The organism is Ruegeria sp. HKCCD6119, assembly GCF_013110585.1.
Lineage (GTDB): Bacteria > Pseudomonadota > Alphaproteobacteria > Rhodobacterales > Rhodobacteraceae > Ruegeria.
In genome coordinates, this window is the sequence record NZ_WVQV01000009.1 from 21,152 (window position 1) to 41,796 (window position 20,645).

Below are 20,645 nucleotides of genomic sequence, written 5' to 3' on the forward strand. Positions count from 1 at the left end.
TTGCTGTTTTGGATGTAGGCAACGTTCAACGAAGGATAATCTCGGAGGAGCCCAAGTCAGATTTTGGGTTTATGAAACAATCGTTCCAAGGCCGGTTTTGCGAAACCGTTCCTCAAGAAAGCTGGTAAATGCCTGTACTCTTGGTGGAGTGGTCCGGCTGGCGGGGCGGACTGCCCATACCTGCCATTCTGGTGAAACGGTATGACTGGGCAAGACACGTTTCAGTCGCCGGGTCTTTAGGTGGTCTGATATGTCCCAGACAGATTTAAGCCCGATCCCTATCCCCTGAAGCGTAGTATCGGTCACCGCCTCGCCAAAGTTTGTGGTGAAGTTTCCGCCGACACGTACTTCTGTAATGTTCCCTGCCTCATCCTTGAGCGCCCAATTTCGCGTTTCGCCAAGCACGATACAGCGGTGTGATTTCAGGTCCGAGGGTTGCTGTGGAACGCCGAACTTCTCCAGATAGTCCGGCGAGGCGACAAGCAGCCGTGGATTGGGCGCAAGCTTGCGGGCCAACAGCGTTGATGAGTTCAGCATCCCAACCCGGATTGCCAGATCATACCCCTGCTCCACGATGTCTATGATGGAATCATTAAGGTCGAGTTTCAGTGTGACATCTGGGTATTGATTAAGGAATTCGCCGATATGGGGGACAATCTGTGAGCGCCCAAAAGAGGCCGAAGCGGTCACGCGCAGTTCACCTGCAACCTGTCCTTTGACAGTGGAAACCGCTGCTCTTGCTTCTTCGACGCTATCGAGAACCCTTTGCGCATGCTCCAGGAATAGCTCTCCGTCCGGCGTAAGAGACACTGCTCGGGTTGTCCGGTTGAGAAGCTTGGTTCCCAGATCCGCTTCGAGCATCTGTATGCGCTGGGTCGTAGCCGTGGGCGATAGCCGGAATTCTTCGCCCGCCCGTCCGAGGGCTCCAAGAGCGGCCACTCGGACGAAAAGTTCCAGCGATTTCAAGTCAAAGGTCATTCTTTGAGTGAGCCAAACAAAGCAGGCAAAATCAACCGCATTGTTTGCAGCGGCGGAATGGCCTCAAACGGTCAAAATGACTTTTCCGGCAAAGCCGCCCTGTTCAGCGAACTCATGCGCGGCCACAATCTGGTCCAGAGGGAAGGACCGCTCGATCTTGAGTTTTAGTGCACCAGTCTGAAGACATGCGTTTATGTCCTCAATCGCATCCTGTTGCGCTTGGGCGGGGATTGCATAGACAAACACGAACCTGACGACCGCATTTGTTACCAGAAGGGAACGATAGGGCAGGGGAGCGGCAGGGTCACTGGTAGCATAATGCGCAATAACACCGCCCTGTTTGAGGTAGAGATGGGCCTCCTTCATCGTATCGGATAGGGCCACATCGACAATCCGGTCAATTCTCTTTCCGCCAGTGATGGTTAGGACCGCAGCGGGCAGGTTTTCTTCCCGGTAATTGATGATGTAGTCTGCCCCGGCTTGGCGAGCGATCTCCGCTTTTTCGGGTCCGCTGACCGTGGCGATCACCCGCGCACCGGCCCATTTCGCCAGGGCGATGGCGCATTGGCCAACGGCACCGGCCCCTCCGGTAACCAGAACCCACTGGCCTTTGACCGGCCCGTCCGCCATCAGAGCGCGATGAGCGGTCATCGCAGGCACGCCTAGACAAGCACCCTGTTCGAAGGAGATGCCATCAGGCAGCGGGGCCGCAAGTTCGGCTTTGACCACGATCTGCTCCGCGGCGGTGCCCCTGTTGCCCTGGGCTAGGCCGTCTTCAGTACGGTTCACATTGAACAGCCAGACACGCTGGCCGATTTGGTCGGAGGAAATCCCCTTGCCCACAGCCTCAATGATGCCGGCACCATCTGAATGAGGGGTTACATCGCCATCAGGCAACGGGCCCTGAGCGCCCGAGCGGACCTTATAGTCTGACGGATTGATTCCACTGGCGTGAATACGCACGCGCACTTCGCCTGATCCAGGTTCAGGTACGGCGCCGTTTGTGATGCGGAAACTGTCTTTTGCGGCTCCTTGGCCAACTACGGATACGGTTTTCATGTGTGTGTCTACTTCAAAAAAGGGTCCGCGCGGATAACCGTGCGGACAAGTTTGGGGAGAGGTGTCAGTGTCCGATGCGCCCTGGTGCCTCAGGGCGGAATCGGTAGATCAGGTAAGGCGCCTCGTTTCTTGCCTCACCATCGTTGAACAGAGCGGCTTTGGAAATCTGGGCTGCGGAAACATACATGTAGCCGTCCAACGCATAGCTTACGCCATCTGGCCAGGACAGATCCTCTGCCACGGCGTAGCGGCGATATTCCCGGCTGTCTGCCGGGATGATCCCGACAGCGTTGGTTTCCACCTCGGTCAGATAGAGGTTTCCAGCCTGGTCGATTGACAGACCGCCATTGTTGGGCTTGTCGGCATAGCGTTCGACCCGCGCGCCGAGCTCAGTCTCGGTCAGGGTTTCATTCAGAAGATCGGCAAAACGAATGCGATAAATGGCGGAGCCGTTAAGCGGACCGTAATACAACCATTCGAATTCCGTATCCGCAGCGATACCGTCCGCACCCACCTTGATCACGGCCTGCCCCCCATTGCCATCCGGGACGGTCAGCGGTTTGCCATCCACTACGATCGCTACATCTTCGGGCAAGGTCGACACGTGACCTTGCAAAACGCGCCGCGTGGCGCCAGTCGTCATGTCGACGATGACCAATGCCGCCGTCGTTCCGTCGCCACCCGGTCCGATGCCTTCGTCGGCGATGACGAACACGCCATCCTTGTGATTGACGACAAAATCGTTGTGCTGGCTTTCGGGGCGCGAGGCAGGGGCTGGAATGTAGTAAATCTTTTCCAGGTGATCCTCCCAGGTGTTCCAGCCCACCAGCTTGGGTGTCAGCCCGGTGCGCTGACCCATGTCGAGGATCCAGACGATCCCGTTTTCATCGCCGCGAAGACCCAGCACGCTGTCGAAATAGCGGTCGGTTCCATCCCGTGGTGTGTTCCATTCGGTGTTGGGAAACGGGGCAAAGGATTTTCCGTCTTCGCCCAGTTCGGCCACCCGGATTTCAGGCGAAAAGAACGGGTGGTGGCTATAGATAATCCGATTATCCGGCGTGAATGTGATATTGCCGACAGATAGCGGGAGTTCGGCAACGACCTCAGCAGTTTGCGGGGCTTCGCTCCAGGCTGGAAAGGCGATGGCCGCACTCATGCAGAGCGAGGTGACAAGGTGTTTCATGGAGTCTTCCCTTCTTGGTTTCAGCTAATTCGGGCCAGACGGAGCGGGCGTCCGTTGAGCGCTAGTTCCGCCGCTCGCATGATCGCATCGGCGTCGATGCGGTGAGCGCGGTACAGATCTGCTATTGATCCAGTCTGCCCAAAATGCTCGACTCCAAGAGGGCGAACCCGCTGACCCAAGACCGACCCAAGCCAGGACAAGGCGAGGGGATGCCCATCCGTGACCGTGACGATGGCTGCATCTCTGCTGACCTCGGACAACAGCGTTTCGACATGGGATTGCGCATTGGGATGCCCCAGGGCGCGAGCTCGGTCTGCGGCGTGCCACCCCGCGTTAAGCCGATCTGCCGATGTGATAGCCAGGACGCCGATGTCGCGCTGATCCTGTCCAATTCGCCCGGCAGCGGCAATCGCTTCGGCTGCTACCACGCCGGTATAAGCTATCACGAGGGCGCAACCCGGACCCGGCTTGCGGAGCCAGTAACCACCATTGACGATGTCGCGCCTTAGCCCGTCATCCAATGTGCGTGTCGGCTGTTCCAGTTTGTGGGTGGTTAAGCGCAGATAGACTGATCCGCCGGTTTCATCGCGCAGCCAGTCGCCGGGTTCGGGGGCCTCTTCTCCGTCACGCTGCAAATAGTCGAATGACCATTCCAGGATGCAGCTAAGCTCGTCCACGAAGGCAGGTTCGAAACTGGCCAGGCCATCTTGTGACATGCCGATCAGCGGTGTTCCGATGGACTGATGCGCACCGCCCTCTGGCGCTAGGGTGATGCCGGATGGCGTCGCGGCCACGATGAATCGGGCATCCTGGTAACAGGCATAGTTCAGCGCATCCTTGCCGCGTTCGATGAAGGGGTCATAAAGCGTTCCTATAGGAATAAGCCGCTCGCCGAACAGTGCGTGCGACAGTCCTGCTGCACCGAGCAGGGTAAAGAGATTCATCTCGGCAATGCCCAGCTCGATATGCGCGCCTTCAGGCGAAGCAGCCCATTTCTGCATCGATGCAATGCCCCGATCCCGAAACTCATCCGCAATCGGGGTCTTGGCAAAAACCCCCTTACGGTTCACCCATCCAGCCAGCCCCGTTGAGGTTGCCACATCCGGCGCAATGGTCAGAATGCGATCCGATAGAGGGGATGAGCCGCGCGCAAGATCGTCCAGCAGCTTGCCGAACCCGTCCTGCGTCGACAGAGCGGCTTTTGCCGATATAGGCGTCAGACCCGGCACTTTGATACGCGCGGCGGTGTAACGTCGACAACCTTGCGCGATGAAGGGCACCTGATTCAGGAATGCATCGTATTCGGCGGTGGGGCGGGGCAGACCCTCGAAAAGGTTCCACTCATGCCCGGTACGAATTTGGTGTGCACCACGCAAGATTCCCAACTGGGCGCTGTTGATCTGGCCCGAGTGGTTATCCTTGTGACCCGCAAGAGGCAGGCCATAGCCCTTGACTGTGTAAAGGATGAAGCAAACGGGGCGATCATGGTCGATTGATGCAATAGTCTGCATCAAGCTGCGCTGGTCGTGACCACCGAGGTTGGTCATCAGCCTAGCCAGTTCGTCATCCGTGCGGCTCTCGATCAGGCGGCTAACATCGCCCTGATCACCAAGATCGTTCAACAGTTGTTCGCGCCAGGCGGCCCCGCCGGAAAAGGTCAGCGCCGCATAGGTCTGATTGGAACAGTCATCTATCCAGTCGCGCAACTGTTCGCCCCCTGGTTCGGCGAACGCTGCCTCTAGAAGCGATCCGTACTTGAGCTCGACCACTTCCCAGCCCATCGAAACAAAAACATCGCGAAAAAATGCATTCTGCGCATCTTTCGTGACTGCATCAAGGCTTTGCCGGTTATAGTCGATGAACCACCAGCAATTGCGAAGATCGTGTTTCTTGCCCTCAAGTAGCGCCTCGTAGAGGTTGCCCTCGTCCAGTTCGGCATCGCCGAGGATGGAGATCATGCGCCCCGGAGCCCGCTTGCCCCAACCCTTGGCAGCAACGTAGTCCTGCACCATTGCGGAAAACACCGCCATCGCCCCTCCCAGGCCGACCGAACCGGTCGAAAAATCCACGTCATCGGCATCCTTTGTACGGGACGGATAAGATTGCGCGCCGCCGAATCCACGGAAGTTTTCGAGGTTTTCGCGGGTCTGTCGCCCGAGAAGGTACTGCCAGGCATGAAAGATCGGAGAAGCGTGCGGTTTGACGGCGACCCGGTCCTCGGGCTGCAGCACCGCACCATAGAGTACCGCCATAAGGGTCGAGAGCGAAGCCGACGACGCCTGATGACCACCAACTTTGAGAGTATCCGGTTTCGGGCGGATGGAGTTGGCGTGGTGTATCGTCCATGTCGATAGCCAGAGTGCCTTTTTCTCGAGGTCTTCAAGAACGGTGGAGTGTGCGCGATGGTCCGACATCAGGTTTTCCTTAATTGTCGGGACAGCCTATGTGCGCGTTTCGGCCAGATAATCAGATCAGTTGCGAAATCTATTTTTGGGAATAGCAAACAAAGGTCGACCGAGGAGCCTCGGCCGACCCTGACCCGATCCAGGGGGACTGCTATTCCTCGCGCGGTCCGGCAATCACCTCAAGCGTTGCGGTTGCAAGCGTGTTGCTGTTGTAGAAGAAGCCCGCGAGTGCGGCCGAGGCGTTTTCTGGAAGATCCAGACTGGGAGTGGACAGAGCGTATACCGTATAAACATAGGAATGCGTCCGTCCGACAGGTGGACAAGGCCCAAAGAAACCAGGTTGATTCAGGTCAGTGTTGTTTTCAATCGCGCCTTTGGGAATGTCAGTTCCTATGCCAGTTGCGTTGAGGGGGATATTGTAGACGCTCCAATGCCAAAATCCACTGCCGGTCGGCGCGTCTTTGTCATAAAAGGTGACGGCAAAACTCTTTGTCCCCTTGGGTGCTCCTGACCAGATTAGTTCTGGGCGAGCGTTTTCACCAGAGCAACCGAAGTTGTTCCAGTAATACTTGGCCGGGATCGACTGGCCTGATGTGAGTTCGGGGCTCGACAAGATAAAGGGTTCGTCCGCATGCGCGGTGCCGAAAGCCAGAGTGGTCAAGATCGTGGCAGCTACGGTTATTAGGTGCATGATGGGCCTTTCTTTGATTTGGTGCCTGACGCGAAGCTAAGATCTGGGGGGAGAAAGCAAATCGTCTTCTTAGCAAAATCAGCATGTGGCATAGGCAAACAAAAAAGGGCGCAAGTGCGCCCTTTTGGTCTCCTGTAAAGAACTGAAAATTGATCAAAATTTGCGCGGAGGATTGATTGGTACATCGTCCTGTTGGAGTGTGTACTGCGCGATCTCATCCTTTCGCATGAAGATGACGCCTTCATGCTGTTTTGCATAGATGAGAAACCGATCCAGCGCACCGACAATTCCGGGAGCGCCACCAATGCGATCATGTGTGCTGATGGACATCATGCGCCGACGCCGGGCTCCCTCAGCATAGAGAATATCGAACTCATCTTTCAGTTCCTGCTCAAATGCCGCTGATGTCATGCCTTGCGAAGAAAAACGTCCGATGTCGTTGCAACGCAAAGTATAGGGAACCACAACGAGCGGTTTGTTGTTGACCAAAGTCAGAGCTGGCTCGTCGCGAGAAAGATCATCGGTGTGATAGAGAAAACCTAGTTCTTGAAGAATTTCGAATGTTGCACGTGTCTGACGCATCCAAAACGCGTTGAACCCCACTGGCCGATGACCGGTCACACGCTCCACCACCTCTATGTTTTTCTCATACGACAGGCGTTCTTCCCTTGGGTCCATGCCAAATTGTGGAGTCCAGTTGTAGCCATGAGCAGCAGCTTCATGTCCCCGAGACACGAGTTCTTTGGCAAGGTCCGGACGGCGCTCGACTGCTTGGCCTACCATATGAGAAGTGACCTTAACATCGTGCCGGTCCCAAAGGTCGAGCAATCTGGGAATACCTTCGTTCATCCCGTACTCGTACCATGTCGGTGTGATTGTATCGACGAGCCCAGCCTCCATTGGAGGGAAGGGCCCATCAGCGTCTTTTCCCTGCGCCCCTGCCTCAAACTGCATCGAAATCGAGATGGCAAGTTGCGCGCCACCTGGCCAGAAGCCGGTGTCATTTTGATGTTCTTCCGTCATACCCTTTGTCCCGTGTTTGGATAGATTTGAGCTTTCCGACAGAGACTAGGGGCCAGGCACGGACGAACAATTCCAAACACCTGAATTCATTTGTTGGTTACGTTAACGAAACCTAGGTGCTTTGGGGGCGCGGAGATCGGGAAAGCACATCTGGCTGGGGCTCATTTCCGAAAGATCTAGCAGGCCTGCCTCACCCAAAGAGGGCCAACACTTAGAGTGGCGAATCATAGTTAGCCGCCCGGTATAAAATATCTTTATTAGTAACTTATTCGCATTCCCTCGAGAGTGGTGTGTTGAGACAATCATGGTTGTTGGGCGAGTCGATGGGTGGCATGAGGCAGTGCGAAGCTTCTGCTTTCAAGTCAGTTCATCTGTGCTGATTTCGTCAAGAAAATTACTTATATTTAAATGCCTTATGTTGATGTTCTGTTGACCATTCTCGGCCGATTTGTGTCTGGTGTTGAAGGAGGTGGTCTCACTTGGCTGCGCTCTAGTTCTGCATGAAATTGTTTGTTGAAAACAAAAAAGTTTTCAAATAATGAAATATAAAAGGGAGGAAGCTATGCTTGATGAATTACTTACCCCAGAGCAGCGTTTGGAAGCGCTTGGCTTGGAGCTGCCGACTGTTCCGTCTGCAGTCGGAGATTATGAGCCCTGGGTCGAAGCCAACGGGATCATCTACACATCGGGCCAACTGCCGTGGATTGACGGCGACATGAAATACACAGGCAAACTGGGCGACGTGCTGACCGCCGAGGATGGCTATCAATCGTTCCGGATTTCTGCTTTGAATGCGATTGCCCAACTGAAATCGGCCGTGGGTGAGTTGAGCCGGATCAAGCGTGTCATCCGCCTTGAGGGCTCGGTTCAGGCCACGCCGGACTTCACCGAACAACCTCAGGCGCTGAACGGGGCATCGCACCTGATCAATGAGGTGTTTGGTGGCAGGGGGCGCCATTCGCGCATGATCTTCACTGATCCCGGTATGTGCCTGGATTGTACGACGCTGGTCGTGCTCTGGGCTCAGGTCGAACAGTAACGGTCCGATCTTCTCCCCGAAGGGCGCTGCCCCATTCCGCCCGTTGGACTCAAGGGGCGGCGCCTGACGGACAACTCAATATCAACCTCCATCGGGATCGCTGCGGTTGTTCGACGCAAGGGCGCTTGGCAACCGGTGGGGAGGGACAGCCATGAAACCGCTTCTTTTCGAGCCCTTGGAAATGCGTGGAATGACCCTTTCCAACAGGATCGTCGTTCCGCCAATGACCCAATACAGCGCTAATGACGGCGTGGCCGGGGATTGGCATCTGATGCATCTGGGCCAGTTCGCGGTTTCCGGTGCCGCCATGGTGTTCACCGAAAGCACCTATGTCGAGCCGCATGCCCGCAATAACCCGGCCTGTCTGGCACTCTACTCAGACCAGCAGGCGGAAGGGCTGGGCCGGGTAATCGATTTCGTTCATGCCAATTCAGATGCCAAGTTCTGTGTGCAGTTGTGTCACGCGGGCCGCAAGGCAGGCCACAAACCGCTATGGGAAGGCGCGGGCCCGTTGAATGAAGAGGATCGGTTCCAGTCATACGCGCCGACTGCCCTGGCTCTGCGCGAGGGGTTTGCCGTGCCACAAGAGATGTCGGTCGACCGCATCCAGGACACGATCGGGCATTTTGTGGCGGCTGCGCGTCGCGCGAACGAAGCGGGCGCAGATGCGCTGGAACTGCATGGGGCGCATGGCTATCTGATCCACCAGTTCCTATCACCGCTTTCGAACCAGCGTGGCGACAAATACGGCGGCGCGCTCGAGAACCGGATGAGGTTCGGGCTGGAGCTGTTCGAAGCGGTGCGGGCCGAGTGGCCGGATGACAAGCCTATGGGCATTCGTATCTCGGCCACTGATTGGGTCGAAGGCGGTTGGGACATCGAAGGATCGGTTGCCTTTGCCAAAGAGCTGGACCGACTGGGGTGCGACCATATCCACGTCTCCAGCGGCGGCAACAGCCCGCTTCAGAAAATCCCGGTCGGCCCGGGGTATCAGACCGGCTTTGCCGCCGCGGTCCGCCAGTCTGTTTCCGCGCGGGTCATAACGGTCGGGCAGATCGTCAACGGGCATCAGGCCGAAACCGTTCTGCGGCTGGGGGCAGCTGATCTTGTCGCTGTTGCCCGGCGCCATCTGCATGATCCGCGCTGGACCTGGCGCGCCGCCGAGGAGCTTGGCGTCGATCTGACATATCCGAAGCAATACGAGCGCGCTCATCCCGACGTCCTGAAGGGGCCGCCGCCCTAACCTTGCCGCAAGTAAAGATCCGCCCTGCCGAAAAGGAGGACAGGCAGGCGGAGCAAATCCACCCAAAAACGAAAATTCACCCGTGAACCCCGGCGACCGTCCTCAAGAGGAGCGTGGGCGGCTGCCTTTCACAAACCAACAGATAGGGAGGTCCAAATGATCTCGATTACCAAATTCGCCGCCGCCTTGACCTTTGCGGCCACCACCGTCGCAGGCGCTGCAAACGCCGCTGACCACAACCTGACTTTCCACTCTCCCTTTGGAGAGGCGGGGCTTAATGAGTCCGTTCGGGTCTGGATGGACGAGGTTGAGAAACGCACCGATGGCCGCGTTGGCTTCAACCGCGTCTTTGGCGGTGCGTTGGGCAAACTGTCCGGCCAGCCGACTGGCCTTCAGGCACGTTCCTTTGACGTGGGGCAGGTCTCTTCCGTTTACAATCCCGGCCTTTACCCCCGTGCGACTCTGGGCATCCTGCCGTTCCTCTCCGATGACGTGCTTGAACACAACAAGATCATGCACGGGCTCTACACCTCGGCGGATTTCCAACAAGAGTTCGATGCGCTGGATCAGAAGTTCATGTTCAACGGTACGTGGATCTGGATGCAGATGATGGCCTTTGACGAAGTCAAGACCATGGAGGACCTCAGCAAAATCAAGATACGCGCCCATGGCGGCTCGGCAGATGCGCTGACTGCGGCGGGCATCACGTCCTACGCCATTCCGTTTGGCGAACTGCCTGCGGCCGCTGAAAAGAGAGTGGTCGAAGCGGTCACCATGGGCGGGCCCTCGGACATGGTTGATTTCGGTTTCGGCGACATCTTCCCTTACTGGTACGAGGGGCTCGACTGGTACTACATGCCGATGTCGGTGGTCATCAACAAGGATGCATGGGCGGATCTTCCCGAAGACATCCAGCAGATCATTGAAGAGCTGAACGCTGAAATGGTCGACCGGTCAATGGAACTCATGCTGGCGCAACAAGAGGCCGCGGCTGAAACACTGACCGGTGAATTGGGTGTGAAAAGCGTGACCTTCAGCGACACCGCCAAGCTGGTTGCGGCGGGCGAAGCATCCTGGGCGACCTGGGTCGACAGCATGAAGGATGCCGGGATCGACGGTCGGGCGCTGCTCGATCTTTACAAGTCCATGGCCGATGACCAGGGCTGATGCTTTCTGAAACCAGGGACAGCCCGCCCCTTGAGGCGGGCTGTTTCGCAAACGCCAATTAGGCGTTTCAACAAGGGAGGACACCGCGTTGTTCAGACTTCAAAGACAGTTGGAAAACACACTCAGCTATATCTCCGCCGCCGCCGTGGCCTTCATGATGATCATTACCGTGGCAGATGTGCTGGTGCGATATCTGACCCCATGGAACGTGCCGGGTTCCTACTCTTTTGTCAGCCTCGCCTTTGTGTTTGTGATCTACCTCGGACTGGCATTGGCGCAACGGGAAAACGCGCATATCGCTATCGAGGCGCTCTATGGCAAGATGCCTCGCTCGGCGCGCAAGGTGGTGCAAGGCCTACAACTTGCTGTGTTGTTTGGCTTTATCGCCGCGCTGACTTGGTACACGGGCGTGTCGGCTTGGAAGAACTATTCCATGGGCGACACCATCCTTGGCGCGATTGCCGTTGTGACCTGGCCTGCGAGGATCATGATCCCGATCGGGTTGTTCTTTCTGGCAGCGCGCTTCCTCAAACAATTTTACCAGTTGGTGTTTCAGGATTCCCTGATTGAAGAGCGTCACGAACCCCAGCACGAGGAGGTGTAAGATGGACCCCACGATCCCAGTTCTGGTCGTTGCTGGCGCAGGTTTGCTTTTGGCTTTGCGCGTGCCAGTCGGATTTTCTTTGTTGCTGGCCGGAGCGGTCGGGTTCGCGGCAACACGAGGTGTTGAATCGGCACTGAAGACCCTTGGCGCGCGCCTGTTCGACATTGGCTCCGGCTACTCTCTGAGCGCCGTACCGCTTTTTCTGTTGATGGGGCATATGGCAATTGCTTCGGGCGTCACGGATGACATGTTCCGCGCCGCTCGGTCTCTGGTTGGGCACATCCGGGGAAGTCTTGTTTTGGCAACCACCATGGCTGCGGTCGGTTTTGCGGCATGCTCCGGGTCCACCACCTCGACCACCGCGATTTTTGGCAAGGTCGCTCTGCCCGAGATGATGAAGGCAAATATCGACCGCCGGCTGGCTGCTGGGTGCATTGCCACGGTGGGGACGCTCGCAGGGATGATTCCGCCCAGCGTTGTTTTGATTGTGTTCGGCATCATTGCTCAGGAATCCATTCCGCGCCTTTTCATTGCTGGGATCATTCCGGGACTACTGACTGCATTGGCCTTTGGTCTCATGATCTATGTGCGCGTTTTGCGGCAGCCGGAGCTTGCCCCGCCACTGCCGCCCGCGACGAAGCCCGAGAAAATCGCAGCGATCAAGAATATCTGGGCCGCTGTCCTTCTGGCGGTCATTGTGATCGGCGGGATCTATGCCGGGATCTTCACCCCAACGGAAGCCGGTGCAATGGGGGCGGCGGGAGCATTTCTGATTGCCCTGTGCCGCGGAAACTTGAGCTGGAAAATCCTTGGTAACGTGTTTCTTGAAACCGCTAAGACCACGTCGGTGATATTCATCATCATGGTCGGCGCTCTGATCTTTACCTCGTTCCTTGCGGTCAGCGGTACATCCCATGCCATCACCGAGGCCATTGTCGGAATGGAGGTGCACCCGCATGTGCTTATGATCCTCTATTTGATCCTCATGCTAATCCTTGGGCTCTTCATCGATCCGATTTCGGTGATGTTCCTGACGGTTCCAATATTCCTGCCCGCGCTGACGAAACTCGGGTTTGATGCGATTTGGATTGGTGTGCTTGTCACAAAGGCCCTGGAAATCGGGCTGATCACACCACCGGTGGGATTGAATGCTTTTGTTCTAAAAAGCGTGGCGCCGAATTTCAGTTTTGGCGAAATCTACAGAGGGATCTGGTGGTTTTTGCAGGTCGAGTTCATCGTTCTAGCGATCATCTTCGCCTTTCCAGTCCTGTCCCTTTTTCTGCCAAATCTGATGTATGGTGGATGACGCACTACGTGCAGAGGTACCGCAAGGTCCCCCCCTCTGCGCAATGCGTGTGTGCTACGTGCTTCCAAGCTGATTTGGATTGAGCAAGTGGCAAAAAACAGCGCGCATCCTGCGCAGGGGGGCGGTCCGGAAGCACCTTGCTCGAACTTTTCGGTGTTGTTTATACGAGAGTGGTTTCTGAAACGCCGTCACGCACACGTTGAGCAACTTGCAGGTGTAGTTTTTTCGGAGAGACGTAGGCTGGAAGAATTGTAAATAAGACAATTTTTTAGAATTTCGGATTCGACATTCTGGAAAGTGTGGCAAAGCAGGTTGCTTCAATCCAAATTACAGTTCAAAATTCGTTGAATCAGTTGGTATAAGCAATAACTCTCGAGCTACTGATGCGCACTCGTCTTGAGTGCAGAAGGGAACTCGTGGCAGAAGCCGAGAAAGGCTTTGAGAAATAAATTTCTATTGAAGAAAGTTGTGGCCGGGCTTAGGTCTGGCCTAAGTGCAGAAATCTGAGGTCTCTTCGAAGGTTCTTTATGGTTGGCAAGTCTTCAAAATCACTTCCCGCACAATCTCTTGCACGTGGATTGGAAGTTCTGGAGTTTATAGCGTTTAGCCGTCGGTCCGTCCGTCTCAAAGACATTGCGGAGGCCTTTGATATGGATATGGCAAGCACGCACCGAGTACTGAGAACTCTCGAAACACTTGACTATGTCGCTCGCCTGCCGATTGGCAAGACATACGGCCCAGGGAACAAGCTGCGTGACATTTCGCAGAGCTTCTCGGCCGTCGATCGGATGATCGAGAGCCTGCATCCTATTGTCGTGGAACTGGCAGAAGTCACCGGTCAGATCGCACATATTGCCATTTTGAGAGAGAAGCACGCGGTGCTGGCAGAGGTAGCGCTGTCAAAAGATGCAAAAGTATCGATCCGCCAGGCTCCCGGCGACGTGGATGAGCTGTATTGCAGTGCTGTTGGAAAGTCTTTGTTAGCCTTCTTACCAAATTTCGAGAGGAACGCGCTCCTGCGTTCGATCCACTTTGAACAACTGACAAAAAATACGATCACCAGCATGGCTGCCCTAAAACGCGAATTGGATGCGGTTGTTGATGGGGGCATTTCCTATGATGATCGTGAAAACAACTCAGAGATAGCGTGTATTGGTGCTCCCATTCTCGATAAAGACGGATTTGCGGTTGCATCACTTGGGATTTCTACTTTGGCTAGGCTTCTTCCCGGAACGATACGGGAGGAAAGTGCTCTAGCTGAGCAGGTTAGAGAGTCGGCTACAGCTGCCTCAAAATTGCTGCAAGACTCCGAACAGATGTGAGCGATAGTTGAACTCCAGCTTCTACTACCTCTGACCTGCCGCCCGGTCGTCCCTCGTTCATAACGAGAGTGGGGTAGATTCCGGCAGGGGGCAGGATTGTATCGGCCAGCAACCGCTTCAGCTTGGCGTTCTCGTCCTCCAGCGCCTTTAGCTGCGCGGCCTCCGACACCTCCATGCCGCCGTACTTGGACTTCAGCTTGTAGAATGTTGCTGGGCTGAGCCCGTGCCCGCGGCACATTGCTGGCAAGTGGCAGTTCGGAGCGCCCGCCGAGGACGGTAACTAGGGCAGACGTGCTGAGTTGGTTTGGGGGGAAGTTCGGCTTTGTGGTATTATCAACATAAGACAGATTATGTGTTTGAATTTTGCGTCTAACCTTCTAGTAAAAACAATATGTTATTGGGATTTCCTTGGAGTCCAATACGGTTTATTATGTTCATTTTAATTGCCTGGTTTCATTGAGGACCTTCAGCGAAAACGACCTAGAATCGTAGTACAAGTGTGCGATGGGGTTTCAGGAAGAAAACACTGAATCCAGTTTCGCGCAAATAGCATGCAACGCGACAAGGTGTGCCTCTTGAACGAAAGCAGTTCGTTCAGAACTGGCTTCGAATACTACATCACATAGACGCTTGAATTTAGCCTCTCCGACGCCTGTGAATCCTAGACATTTGATATCCAAGTCCTTGGCAGTTTCAAGTGCCATGACAATGTTTGAAGAAGTTCCGGATGTCGACATCGCAATCAATACGTCACCCGTTTTTGATTGTGCCGTAAGTTCACGTGCAAATACGTGGTTGTAGCCGAAATCATTTGAAAGTGCTGTCAATGTGGCCCCATTCGAACCCAATGTATGAGCTCGAAATCCTGAGCGGTCGGCTTCGAATTTACCAGACATTTCTGCAGCGAAGTGTTGCGCCATTGAAAACGAGCCGCCATTTCCACACAAAAAAACCGTACGTTGCTCGCTCACTGCTTCTGCGATACACGAGGTCATTCTCAACAGCACACTTGATGAGTTTCGCACATGCTTTACGGTATCAATACTTTGCTCTAGATACTTCTCGATAACGCAAGGCTCATTCTTTATCTTCATAACTTAACCTATTGATAAACTGCGACTATCTTTTTAATTAACTGCATCATATTTTGCCCCGGTCGATAAAGATACCCGGCAATACCAGCGTTGTGTGCGGCTTCAATGTCAGTATCTCTGTCCCCAACCAGAAATGATTTTTGACGGTGTTGCTTCATCTTGGGCAGGTGCCTGTGAATCATACCTGGATTGGGTTTGCGATCCGGATGGTTAGAGCTTCGAAAACTTGCTAGCGGTGCACCTGGTAGAAAGGGGCAGAATTCGAAAGCGTCAATAGTGGCTCCGACTTCATTTGCACTGCGAACCATCGCCGCGTGAAAATTCATCACCTCGGACTCAGTGCAAAAACCACGTGCTACCGCTGATTGGTTAGTGACCACAACTATCTTCCAACCGTTTGATTTAAGGTGGCATATTGCGTCAAGGGCACCAGGGTGCCAAACAAATTTGTTCTCATCAAATTGGTAGCTTTGATCTTCGATAAGCGTGCCATCTCGATCAAAAAAGGCGACTGGTGACAAGTGCCCCTCCTGGGCTAATACAGACCATGTACCCAATAGATTGTGAGGCGTACTCTAAAGTGACGCCGCTAGAAAGATTTGAACGTGATGTCTGATTGTACAAAACCCGTCTTTGTTGTCGGTGACGTTATGCTCGATCGATATGTTCACGGCCAGGTAACGCGACTCTCTCCTGAGGCACCTGTTCCTATCCTCTCCGTTGATAAAACACAGGTTGCTTTAGGCGGCGGTGCAAATGTTGCGGCCAACTTGAAGGGCTTGGGTGCGGATGTCAAAGCATTTGGGTTGGTTGGGCAAGACCCAGAAGCTGCGCAACTTCGATCCATGATGAGCGCTTTGGGGATAGTATCTTGTCTTGAATCGACCTCTGCTCCGACCATTGTGAAGACACGGTTGATTCAAAATGGGCGCCACCTATTTCGCGTCGATTTTGAGAGACAGTTTTCTGCTGTGGACGCTTCAAAACTAGCTTGCGATTTCACGTCACAAATTCACAGTGCGAAGATTGTTGTGCTGTCAGACTACGACAAGGGTACACTCGTAGATCCACAAGTCTACATTCAAGCTGCAAGGAAAGCGGGCCTTAGAATTTGTGTCGATCCTAAACGACAAGAGTTTGAATGCTACCGAGGAGCTTCTGTTGCAACACCCAACGCGGTTGAGTTTGAGCAGGCAACAGGCACGCCTGTTTCAAGCGCAGAGTTCCCCCACGAAGCCGAAACCCTCCGCCGATCGCTTTCGCTCGATGCACTCCTGGTTACAGCTGGGGTCAGCGGCGGATACTTGTTGGAGGCGGGTAGAGACATGCTTCACATTTCGGCGAATAGGGTATCGGCTCGGGATGTAACGGGTGCTGGCGATGTCGTGATTGCTTCGTTGGCAGACGGCCTTGCTAGAAACCTAAGTATGGAAGACGCAGCGCGAAGAGCAATAAAGGCGGGTACCATTTCAGTGATGCAAAGTGGCACAGGCGTTGTAACCAGGGAAATGCTGGAAACACAGCCGGCTATGAATCACGCGCCTTGAGATTGTTGATGATGCTTCACGAAGAAACGTTGCCCACCGAACCGGCGAGTTTTCCCGTAGAAGTTGCTTTGCAATGGCTTGACTTGGCGATACTCTGGCTTTGTTTGGCTGAGCGTTTTCCGCCGCCCAACTTACAATAGTTTAGCTTCGCAATCATTGCGCGAGGTGCATCGTATTTTGAAAGTCCATGGGATCGATGTGAAGCAGGATAGTATTTTGAAATCTATAGAGATGGCTCGGGCGGCTGGCGGAATTATTGTGATGACGAACGGATGTTTTGATCTTTTGCATGTGGGGCATGTGCGATCACTGCAAGAAGCTCGCAGTCTTGGGACACATCTGGTGGTGGCCGTCAACAACGATGAGTCGGTGCGCCGGCTTAAAGGTGAAGACCGCCCGATTGTTTCTCTGGCGGATCGGGTGGAAACCTTGCAAGCACTGAGACCGGTTGATTGGGTGTTGACCTTCGGCTCTGAAAGCGATGACACGCCAAAGTCGGTCGTCGAAAAGGTTCGTCCCGACGTATTGGCGAAGGGCGGTGACTATAGTTTAGACGAAATCGTAGGTTCAGAGTTTGTTAGGAGCTATGGTGGAGTTGTGAAGGCGCTCAACTTTCATGACAGTTGGTCAACATCGAAAACCATCGAACATATCACTTCAATCGTAAGGAGGAGAAAGACCAGTGACTCCTGAAACTCTCTCAGTCAAGCGCAGGCGATTCCTCTACTTCTACGTAGCAGTTCTAGCGATATCGTCAGTTATTCTGTTCACCGGGTTCTTATTGAAAGCACTCTTTGCTGATCCTCAGCAAGCTTTGGTGACGGAGGTTTGGGATGGAATAATCTTCGAAACAGCTGTGTTTATCGGAGCGACAATAGCAGGCGCGGCGCTTGTCGCCTTGATCATCGACCATCATCAGCAGCGACTCGGAGCGGAAAGTGACGAGTTGAAAACGGTAATTGAACAGGAGGGTCTCTTGGGCGTTTACCAAGATGCCAATGACCCAAAATTAATCGCAAGACTCATCGAGGCTATTTCGGGTGCCCACAGAGAATTTTACGCGTTTGGTCTCGGTCTAGGAATTTTGTTCAATAATAGAAGCATCCTTCAACGGCTTTCTGAACAGATCAATCAAAACGCTGCGATGTCAGCCACCATACTTACCGGGTCAGGGACAAACCCAGGCGTTGCCAATCGCATTGAAGAAGAAAAATCATGGCATGAGAGCAAGAATATTAACTACAATGTAAACTGGGCAGACAATTTCCCAGCCGAAATCAGCACGTCGCTCGCCAACTGGGTGAACGAAAATAGCCGAAGCCGTGTCAAAGTCGAAACAGTTGATAGCTGCTTCATGTTTGGTGCGATAGTCGTCGATGATGTAGTTTTCCTTTTTCCTTACGGAAGCCCGGATGTTCGCGGTTCTGAAAGCCCTTGGTACGAACTGGTTTACAAGTCAGGTTCAGAAGGCAAACTGGCTAGCTTTGTTCGTAGATGTGTAAGCTATTACAAAAAGAATTAGAGAAATGTGCACATGGATAGGAAACCCTCTTGGAGCGAATTGCTCCTCAGTGATGCACATAAGCTCATATCTCACTCTGATGCCATTAGTTCATGGCTAGTTTTTGAGAGGTATTGGAATGATGGCTCGCCTAGTGGACACAAAGTGTCCGGAGAATGGGCGCACGGGCCATTTCGTAAGGAGCAGCTCTTTCGTCTGCCCGCTTTGGGCGTTGCTTCTCGAGATGTTACTTTGAAGGGAAGTGATCTACTCGATCTTCAATCTGGAGAAATAGAAACTGGGACTACACTACTTCCATGTCACCCCGACGTAGCGGCCGATTTGTCAAAATTAGCGCATGCGGACGTTCATGAGACGGATCTAAGGTTTTCGCCAACGGGGTCAGGGCGCACAGTTGTAATCTACCGTGATAGCGTCCCAGTACTTCAGTTGAAACTGCACTACCCCAACAAAATAGGGCGCTTCGAACGAGATTTGTATTTGTACAAGTGGATGGCTTCATTAGAAAGGTCGAGGCTCTTTAGTGAAGCTTACGACGAAAGAAACGAAGACTGGAGCTACTATGAAGAAGCCACGGGCCATTTTCTTGATTCCGGGCTTCACAAGGGATTTGGCAACATCATTCGTCCGCTGTTCCCACGCGGTCTCTCGGTAGCAGAGTTCAAATTTGTTCCCGGATTCTCGCTATTTGCAAAACCAGTTTACGGAAAACACTCGGTGTTTTCAGCCCTGCAAACTCACTTCGCATGGACTGAGGAGATTGCGGTTAAGAAAATTCTGATCTCTTTAATCGAGTTGTACTTCAATCTGGCACTACGATATGGATTGATGCCTGAACTAAACGCGCAAAACGTTGTTTTCGCTTTCTCTAATGATGGGCGGCGCGTTGTTCCATGTATTCGTGATATGCAAGATGTTTATGTCGATCAATCCTTTGCCAAAAGCGATAATTTTCTCACATACAAATATTTGAGTGCTGACGATGCCGATCTAGAAAAACGACGAAGCTTTTCGTTTGATTTTAAACTCTGTGAGTACTTTCTGGTGCCGATGGCGAGAGAAATAGCACGTCACTCGAGGTGTCCTGACGCAAGGTTCAATGAGATTGTCGATTTTTTGCGACAAACGGTGCGTAACTGCCTCTCCACTCAAGGGGACTACTTTGGGGACACCTCAATGTACGCTTATTCAAAGTCGGCGGATGCGTCTGCGATTGGTTTCGTAACTCACTCCAGCGCAAGGTTGAGGAGCTAGACGTGGTTTGTATGACTATCGGAAATTGGTCGAATCTTGAGAGATTGATCAATGATGGTTCTCCAAACAAGGTAAGCCATGTAAGAAGTGTCTCACCACCAACGCACCCGAGGTACAGCAAGAGATCGTTTGGAGTGGTTTGCATTTCTCCAGGCGAAGACAGTGGGTTCAATTTCTCCGGCGCGCATCCGGATGGAGCCTCTTTGGATACGTTTGGAATACCAATTCACCCGGATTGTTCTAGGTTCTTGAAGCCAGACTATCTCGACCAGTATCGGCAAAGCGACGGGGATTTGAGATGTGTTGCGTCTGCGGCACCCCGAACGATGTTCGTTTCGCTTAACTCTCCAGAACCCTATTTTGTCAAATTAAGTTACCCAATGGTCTTGGGAAGGTTTAGTTCCCCGCTGACGTTGAGAAAGGCAAAGGATTCACTAGGCCTAAGCGAATATATCAAGCAAACGCTTATTGATTGCGATGCAGAGATTTCCTGGTTCCAAGAAACAGGCTTTGTTAGCGCGGATTTGTTTGAGGGAATAGGACCAATTGGACAATCTGTTTGTATTTTTCGCAACCTACTTCCCGATACCAAAAATGGTACAGTTGAGATGCCGGATGCAATCGTTCCATTGTTCTCACTGATGGCCAGAGATTATTCTCCCATTGTAGCCGATTTCATCGAGCCACCAGCAGGAAAGTCGCTAGTGGACCATATTTGGGAGAGTGTCCTACTGCCTCTGATAGATTCCGTATTTTTGTTCATTTCTGAGTTTGGATTAATACCCGAGCCTCATGCGCAGAATGTCGTGCTGTACAAGGACAGAGTTTCTGGAGAGCTCAAAATTGCGTGGAGAGATGCTCTTTCGTTTAAGATTTTATCAAGACATGAAAGGATAGCCGGCATCAATAGCTCGTGGGGGCGAACTGTCGACGATCCAGAAAACGAAGTGGTTGAGCTGAGTTGCAGCTTGGATGGTATGTTCGACGAGTACATCTTGGTGCCGTTGATCACGAAGGTTAGGAGCTTGAGCGACGGATCGGCCGAACTTCGGCACCGTACTCGCGCTGTTATTCGCGACTGGATTGGAACTTCAAAATTGGAGTTTCCCGTCGATGGCTGGTACAATCGCGACAGTTCACCGATCGAGCCGGGCCAGAAGTTGAAGCCGGATTTCATTCGTGGAAGGTCTGGAATTAGATGACAAAAA

Annotated in this window: 19 protein-coding genes and 1 pseudogene; 11 read left to right on the top strand and 9 right to left on the bottom strand. The window is 53.5% G+C overall.

Annotated elements, in window-relative coordinates; all coding sequences use genetic code 11:
• Positions 1 to 69: 69 nt before the first annotated feature.
• From GS611_RS16745 to GS611_RS16770, 6 genes are all read right to left on the bottom strand, one after another.
• A complete protein-coding gene (locus tag GS611_RS16745) occupies positions 70 to 966 on the bottom strand; it encodes a LysR family transcriptional regulator (protein ID WP_253285090.1) in 897 nt (298 codons plus the stop codon).
• 75 nt (positions 967 to 1,041) lie between these two features.
• The gene (locus GS611_RS16750; RefSeq protein ID WP_171120017.1) at positions 1,042 to 2,037 is read right to left on the bottom strand and encodes an NADPH:quinone reductase; all 996 of its coding nucleotides are present in this window, start codon (positions 2,035 to 2,037) and stop codon (positions 1,042 to 1,044) included.
• Between the two features lie 64 nt (positions 2,038 to 2,101).
• Positions 2,102 to 3,220: an L-dopachrome tautomerase-related protein gene (locus tag GS611_RS16755; RefSeq protein WP_171120018.1), complete on the bottom strand. Its 1,119-nt coding sequence runs from the start codon at positions 3,218 to 3,220 to the stop codon at positions 2,102 to 2,104.
• Between the two features lie 20 nt (positions 3,221 to 3,240).
• Positions 3,241 to 5,634, bottom strand: coding sequence for a transketolase (locus GS611_RS16760; protein WP_171120019.1), 2,394 nt, complete (start codon positions 5,632 to 5,634; stop codon positions 3,241 to 3,243).
• A 142-nt stretch (positions 5,635 to 5,776) separates the two neighbouring features.
• The gene (locus GS611_RS16765; RefSeq protein ID WP_253285092.1) at positions 5,777 to 6,286 is read right to left on the bottom strand and encodes a YbhB/YbcL family Raf kinase inhibitor-like protein; all 510 of its coding nucleotides are present in this window, start codon (positions 6,284 to 6,286) and stop codon (positions 5,777 to 5,779) included.
• A gap of 183 nt (positions 6,287 to 6,469) precedes the next feature.
• Positions 6,470 to 7,339: a polysaccharide deacetylase family protein gene (locus GS611_RS16770; protein WP_171120021.1), complete on the bottom strand. Its 870-nt coding sequence runs from the start codon at positions 7,337 to 7,339 to the stop codon at positions 6,470 to 6,472.
• A 562-nt stretch (positions 7,340 to 7,901) separates the two neighbouring features.
• Between GS611_RS16770 and GS611_RS16775 the strand changes: the two genes are divergently transcribed.
• The 6 genes from GS611_RS16775 (at position 7,902) to GS611_RS16800 (ending at position 14,020) form a co-directional block, all read left to right on the top strand.
• Complete coding sequence (locus GS611_RS16775; RefSeq protein ID WP_253285094.1) at positions 7,902 to 8,378, top strand: RidA family protein; 477 nt, start codon at positions 7,902 to 7,904, stop codon at positions 8,376 to 8,378.
• 151 nt (positions 8,379 to 8,529) lie between these two features.
• Positions 8,530 to 9,621 carry an NADH:flavin oxidoreductase/NADH oxidase gene (locus GS611_RS16780; protein WP_171120023.1) on the top strand — a complete coding sequence of 364 codons (1,092 nt, stop codon included), beginning with the start codon at positions 8,530 to 8,532 and terminating at the stop codon, positions 9,619 to 9,621.
• A 156-nt stretch (positions 9,622 to 9,777) separates the two neighbouring features.
• Positions 9,778 to 10,788 (top strand): TRAP transporter substrate-binding protein DctP, encoded by a 1,011-nt coding sequence (gene dctP, locus GS611_RS16785; RefSeq protein WP_170456270.1) that lies wholly within the window; start codon positions 9,778 to 9,780, stop codon positions 10,786 to 10,788.
• Positions 10,789 to 10,876: 88 nt separating this feature from the next.
• Complete coding sequence (locus GS611_RS16790; RefSeq protein WP_170456268.1) at positions 10,877 to 11,392, top strand: TRAP transporter small permease; 516 nt, start codon at positions 10,877 to 10,879, stop codon at positions 11,390 to 11,392.
• Position 11,393: 1 nt separating this feature from the next.
• On the top strand, positions 11,394 to 12,698 hold the full coding sequence (locus tag GS611_RS16795) for a TRAP transporter large permease (protein WP_171120024.1): 1,305 nt from the start codon (positions 11,394 to 11,396) through the stop codon (positions 12,696 to 12,698).
• A gap of 527 nt (positions 12,699 to 13,225) precedes the next feature.
• The gene (locus GS611_RS16800) at positions 13,226 to 14,020 is read left to right on the top strand and encodes an IclR family transcriptional regulator (RefSeq protein ID WP_170456264.1); all 795 of its coding nucleotides are present in this window, start codon (positions 13,226 to 13,228) and stop codon (positions 14,018 to 14,020) included.
• A 91-nt stretch (positions 14,021 to 14,111) separates the two neighbouring features.
• On the opposite strand, the pseudogene GS611_RS16805 reads toward GS611_RS16800, so the two are convergent.
• The 3 genes and pseudogenes from GS611_RS16805 to GS611_RS16815 all read right to left on the bottom strand — a co-directional run.
• A pseudogene (locus tag GS611_RS16805) lies at positions 14,112 to 14,258 on the bottom strand (transposase); the annotation flags it as partial.
• Positions 14,259 to 14,532: 274 nt separating this feature from the next.
• On the bottom strand, positions 14,533 to 15,114 hold the full coding sequence (locus GS611_RS16810) for an SIS domain-containing protein (protein ID WP_171120025.1): 582 nt from the start codon (positions 15,112 to 15,114) through the stop codon (positions 14,533 to 14,535).
• 8 nt (positions 15,115 to 15,122) lie between these two features.
• Positions 15,123 to 15,635, bottom strand: coding sequence for an HAD-IIIA family hydrolase (locus GS611_RS16815; RefSeq protein WP_171120026.1), 513 nt, complete (start codon positions 15,633 to 15,635; stop codon positions 15,123 to 15,125).
• A gap of 87 nt (positions 15,636 to 15,722) precedes the next feature.
• Between GS611_RS16815 and GS611_RS16820 the strand changes: the two genes are divergently transcribed.
• From GS611_RS16820 to GS611_RS16840, 5 genes are all read left to right on the top strand, one after another.
• Positions 15,723 to 16,661: a bifunctional heptose 7-phosphate kinase/heptose 1-phosphate adenyltransferase gene (locus GS611_RS16820; RefSeq protein WP_256368190.1), complete on the top strand. Its 939-nt coding sequence runs from the start codon at positions 15,723 to 15,725 to the stop codon at positions 16,659 to 16,661.
• Between the two features lie 198 nt (positions 16,662 to 16,859).
• Entirely contained in the window at positions 16,860 to 17,354 is a 495-nt protein-coding gene (locus tag GS611_RS16825; protein WP_216598319.1) for an adenylyltransferase/cytidyltransferase family protein, read from the top strand.
• Positions 17,344 to 18,183, top strand: a complete 840-nt coding sequence (locus GS611_RS16830; protein WP_171120028.1) for a hypothetical protein — start codon at positions 17,344 to 17,346, stop codon at positions 18,181 to 18,183. The genes GS611_RS16825 and GS611_RS16830 overlap by 11 nt, the downstream gene beginning before the upstream one ends.
• 144 nt (positions 18,184 to 18,327) lie before the next feature.
• On the top strand, positions 18,328 to 19,437 hold the full coding sequence (locus GS611_RS16835) for a hypothetical protein (protein WP_171637497.1): 1,110 nt from the start codon (positions 18,328 to 18,330) through the stop codon (positions 19,435 to 19,437).
• 326 nt (positions 19,438 to 19,763) lie between these two features.
• A complete protein-coding gene (locus tag GS611_RS16840) occupies positions 19,764 to 20,639 on the top strand; it encodes a hypothetical protein (protein ID WP_171120030.1) in 876 nt (291 codons plus the stop codon).
• Positions 20,640 to 20,645: the final 6 nt, after the last annotated feature.

Bases quoted from the DNA above. Each gene is read 5' to 3' on its own strand.
- GS611_RS16750 (WP_171120017.1), bottom strand. From the start codon at position 2,037: ATGAAAACCGTATCCGTAGTTGGCCAAGGAGCCGCAAAAGACAGTTTC.
- GS611_RS16755 (WP_171120018.1), bottom strand. From the start codon at position 3,220: ATGAAACACCTTGTCACCTCGCTCTGCATGAGTGCGGCCATCGCCTTT.
- GS611_RS16760 (WP_171120019.1), bottom strand. From the start codon at position 5,634: ATGTCGGACCATCGCGCACACTCCACCGTTCTTGAAGACCTCGAGAAA.
- GS611_RS16770 (WP_171120021.1), bottom strand. From the start codon at position 7,339: ATGACGGAAGAACATCAAAATGACACCGGCTTCTGGCCAGGTGGCGCG.
- GS611_RS16775 (WP_253285094.1), top strand. From the start codon at position 7,902: ATGCTTGATGAATTACTTACCCCAGAGCAGCGTTTGGAAGCGCTTGGC.
- GS611_RS16780 (WP_171120023.1), top strand. From the start codon at position 8,530: ATGAAACCGCTTCTTTTCGAGCCCTTGGAAATGCGTGGAATGACCCTT.
- dctP (WP_170456270.1), top strand. From the start codon at position 9,778: ATGATCTCGATTACCAAATTCGCCGCCGCCTTGACCTTTGCGGCCACC.
- GS611_RS16795 (WP_171120024.1), top strand. From the start codon at position 11,394: ATGGACCCCACGATCCCAGTTCTGGTCGTTGCTGGCGCAGGTTTGCTT.
- GS611_RS16800 (WP_170456264.1), top strand. From the start codon at position 13,226: ATGGTTGGCAAGTCTTCAAAATCACTTCCCGCACAATCTCTTGCACGT.
- GS611_RS16810 (WP_171120025.1), bottom strand. From the start codon at position 15,114: ATGAAGATAAAGAATGAGCCTTGCGTTATCGAGAAGTATCTAGAGCAA.
- GS611_RS16820 (WP_256368190.1), top strand. From the start codon at position 15,723: ATGTCTGATTGTACAAAACCCGTCTTTGTTGTCGGTGACGTTATGCTC.
- GS611_RS16840 (WP_171120030.1), top strand. From the start codon at position 19,764: ATGTTCGTTTCGCTTAACTCTCCAGAACCCTATTTTGTCAAATTAAGT.